General features: G+C 50.1%; 4 protein-coding genes. All 4 read right to left on the reverse strand.

What is annotated here, in order from left to right:
* Positions 1 to 316, reverse strand: a 316-nt coding sequence (locus tag Q0256_RS10880) for a nitrate reductase cytochrome c-type subunit (RefSeq protein ID WP_297963013.1), incomplete at its 3' end; no start/stop codon positions are given.
* Positions 313 to 1,122: a quinol dehydrogenase ferredoxin subunit NapH gene (napH, locus tag Q0256_RS10885; protein ID WP_297963016.1), complete on the reverse strand. Its 810-nt coding sequence runs from the start codon at positions 1,120 to 1,122 to the stop codon at positions 313 to 315. The genes napH and Q0256_RS10880, both read right to left, overlap by 4 nt.
* Positions 1,119 to 1,877 (reverse strand): ferredoxin-type protein NapG, encoded by a 759-nt coding sequence (napG, locus tag Q0256_RS10890; protein ID WP_297963019.1) that lies wholly within the window; start codon positions 1,875 to 1,877, stop codon positions 1,119 to 1,121. Before napG ends, napH begins: the two co-directional genes overlap by 4 nt.
* A gap of 3 nt (positions 1,878 to 1,880) precedes the next feature.
* A partial coding sequence (locus tag Q0256_RS10895; RefSeq protein WP_297963021.1) for a molybdopterin dinucleotide binding domain-containing protein occupies positions 1,881 to 3,027 on the reverse strand: 1,147 nt, incomplete at its 5' end.

The raw sequence follows: 3,027 nt of genomic DNA on the forward strand, positions 1-3,027 counted from the left end.
GCGTAGAGCCTACATCCTTAGCGACATCGGGCATATGGCAGGTTACGCACATATTGTTATCCTTTGTGATCGGCACGAGCCCCTCTAGGCTGTGCGGTATGAGCGGCGGAGCGTTTTCGAAGCTGCGCTCGATCTTTGAAGCGGCGCCCGGAGCATCCTCGCTATATTTGAAATCGGGCAGGGAATTTTTATTTTGCACCGATTCGTCCACGCTTTTTATAAAGCCCAAGCTATCGGCATCTATAGAAGCCGTCTTGTCTGCAGCAAATAGTGCCGCACAGCATGCAAGAGCCAAGCCTAAAACCATTTTTTTCATTTTTTCACTCCTAATATACTAAAATTTAACGCATCGTCGTCGCATACGTCGATGCAGCGTCCGCAGCTGATACACTCGCTGCTAACGCGCCCATTTTCGCGCCCGACCATCTTAAGTACCTGCACTTCGGGGCAGACCATTTTGCATTTGCCGCACATCGTGCATTTATCAACCTCGTGGCGAACGCGAATGACGCTAAAATAGCTAAGCGCAGCCCAAAATCCGCCGAGCGGGCATAGCCGCGAGCAGATCGTGCGATCGCCTGCGAAAATTTCAAAAACTACGATCAGTAGCGCGATTGCAAATGCACTGGCGCTCAGCGATATGACGGCGCGCGCGAAAAGCGAGATAAAATTTACGCTCTCAAACGCCGCAAAGCCAAAAGCTCCGCTGCAAACAAGCGCTAGCACCGCTAGGACGTAGCGAGCTTTGCGATTTACGTTTAAAATTTTGGTGTGCACGCCAAATTTTTTACGAAGCCACGCGGCAAGATCGGTTAGTAAATTTATCGGGCAAACCCACGAGCAATATAATCGCGGCGCTATGAGCGCATAAAATGCGCCTACGATAACCGCTCCGATAACCGCCGTAGCGCCCAAAGAAAAGCTAGCTAACAGCATCTGCGCCGTCGCAAACGGATCGCTTAGATTAATCGTACCCAAAAGTTTCGACGAGCTTAAATTGCCCTTTAGAATTCCGGATAAAATTCCATTTTCGCTCGCGGCCTTGAAGGCGAAATTATTTCCTAAAATAAAAAGGACTAGAATAGAAATTTGGCTCAAACGCCTTAAAATAGTGTATTTCATTGCCTAGCCCCCTCCATTAGATCGTCCTCGTTTAAGTAGTCCTTGCTCTTTTGCGGATCGAGCTTGATTTTGGTGTCTGCGTCCTTTAGCTTCGCGTCGTCGCCCTTGATCCAGCCTTTGACGTAGTTATCGCTGGAAATTCCTATGACGCGCTCGCGCTCCACGACGCTGATCGACGCCTTTTTCGTGACGCAGGCATGCTCGCACTTACCGCAGCCCGTGCAGTAGTTACTATCTACTACAGGCACGAGTAGGGCGTGCTTTTCGGTGCGGTTGTTGTGGCGGTAATCGATCCTGAGCGCCTTGTCAATTACGGGGCAGTTTCGCACGCACGCGTCGCATTGGATACCCGCATAAGCGATGCAATGCTCGGTATCTATGACCGCAACGCCCATTTTGGATAGACGCACGTTAAGCTTGGAGTCTTCGCTTACTAAGCTTTTATCTAGTGCGTCGCTAGGACAGGCCGCGACGCAAGGTATGTCGTCGCACATATAGCACGGAATTTCGCGCGGGATGAAAAACGGTGTGCCGTTTGCAATAGCATGATCACAAAAGCTCGCAAGCTTAAGCGTATCAAAGGGGCACGCCTCGACACAAAGTCCGCACCTTAGGCATTTGCTAAGAAATTCTTTCTCGCTTATAGCTCCGGGCGGGCGGAGTTTGGCGTGCTCGCCGGAGTTTGCGACTCCGAGCCCCAAAACGCCTACGCCCGCAGCTAAAGAAAGAATGCCTAAGACCTCACGCCTATCCATAATTTACGCCTTGTAAATTTTAACCGCGCATTTTTTGTAGTCGGTCTCTTTTGAAAGCGGGCAGGTATGATCGAGCGTGACGCGGTTGATATAAACCTTCTCGTCAAAAAACGGCACGAAAATAAGTCCCTTCGGCGGAATGTTACGTCCGTGAAAGTCCACGCGCGCTTTGACTTTGCCGCGGCGCGACTCGATCCAGACGATTTCGTTTTGTTGTACGCCGATTTTGGCGCCGTCGGCTTCGTTCATATAGCATCTTGCTTCTGGCACGGCGCGATAAAGCTCCGACACGCGCATAGTCATAGTGCCCGTATGCCAGTGCTCCAGTACGCGACCCGTACATAGCCAGAAAGGATATTCCTCGCTTGGCACTTCTACAGGATCCATATATGGACGGAAGAAAATTTTAGCTTTATTGGCAAGGCTGGTTTTCTCTTCGCCCGAAGTTGCGGATTTCAGATCGCCACTAGGAAGCGCAGCTTTTGCGTTGCCGTAGAAGGCGAAGTCGCTATCCGGAGCCGCTTTTTTAGCATAAGGATCGTATTGGGCGTTAAAGCGCCAAAGCGTTTCTTTGCCGTCTACGACCGGCCACCTAAGACCACGCACTCGGTGATATGTATCGAAATCAGCTAGGTCGTGTCCGTGACCGGTACCGAATTTTCGGTATTCCTCCCAGAGATATTTTTGGATGAAAAAGCCATATCCTTTAAATTCTTTGCCGTCGCTGCCAATTACGCTACGAGAGTCGCCGTTTACTTCGGAGTTATCGAAGCTTGCCATAATCGGATCTTTTGCCGCGAAAGCCTGAGCGTCTTTGTTTGCAAAGAGCACTTCAAATAGTGTAGTCTCTGGAGTATAGCCGAATTCTGAAATTTTATCTAATACGTTTGGAAGCGTAAGCTTATCATTTACTTTAACCTCGCCCCAGAAATCCTTGAGTTTGAAGCGCTTGGAAAACTCTAGCATCTGCCACGTATCGCTCATCGCATCGCCCACAGGAAGGACTTGCTGTCTCCACCACTGAGTTCTGCGCTCGGCATTGCCGTATGCGCCCCATTTTTCGTAGATCATCGCGGTTGGCAGGATTAGATCGGCTACCTTCGCGCTTAGTCCAGGATATGGCTCGCTTACTACGATGAAGTTATCCATC

The organism is uncultured Campylobacter sp. (assembly GCF_937949835.1).
Lineage (GTDB): Bacteria > Campylobacterota > Campylobacteria > Campylobacterales > Campylobacteraceae > Campylobacter_B.

Coding starts and splice junctions, on each gene's coding strand:
- napH (WP_297963016.1), bottom strand. CDS start 1,122: ATGAAATACACTATTTTAAGGCGTTTGAGCCAAATTTCTATTCTAGTC.
- napG (WP_297963019.1), bottom strand. CDS start 1,877: ATGGATAGGCGTGAGGTCTTAGGCATTCTTTCTTTAGCTGCGGGCGTA.